This window comes from Pseudomonas sp. EA_65y_Pfl1_P113 (genome assembly GCF_963970525.1).
Lineage (GTDB): Bacteria > Pseudomonadota > Gammaproteobacteria > Pseudomonadales > Pseudomonadaceae > Aquipseudomonas > Aquipseudomonas tritici.
The window spans coordinates 1-469 of record NZ_CAXAQM010000494.1 but is presented as its reverse complement, the minus strand read 5'-3'; the positions used below and the strand labels follow the sequence as shown (position 1 = coordinate 469).

Below are 469 nucleotides of genomic sequence, written 5' to 3'. Positions count from 1 at the left end.
CCTTCATGACCGGCCAGACACTCCACGTCGACGGCGGAGCCTCGATCGGCAAGGCGACGCTGTGATCTCGTCGGGCCTCGCTATCGAGGTGGCGGCTTCGGACAATTGCGGTCATCTCTTGGTCCGATGCCCATGGCCCCTTTTGACGTGCTCCACATTTTCAGGCCGCTGATAACTTAGCTTCGGTGTTCATATGCCGCTGGCGGGGGCGGTTCGTAAACTCGGCGGGTGCCAACCCGCCAAGGCTGCTGTGCGGACGCACGGTGTTATAGATCGTCCGCCATGCCTCAATGATCCGTCTCCGCAGCCAGCGATGGGAACAGGTGCTCGTTCAGGCACTCGTCGCGCAAGCGACCATTAAAGCTTTCGACGAAGCCGTTCTGCTGCGGCTTGCCCGGCGCGATGTAATGCCACTCGACCCCGGTCTCCTGGCACCAGGCGAGAACGGCGTGACTGGTGAGCTCGGTGC

1 pseudogene is annotated in these 469 nt (G+C 62.3%); it reads right to left on the bottom strand.

The features are described 5' to 3' along the window. Positions 1 to 160: 160 nt before the first annotated feature. Positions 161 to 469, bottom strand: a pseudogene (locus AACY52_RS30740) (transposase); the annotation flags it as partial.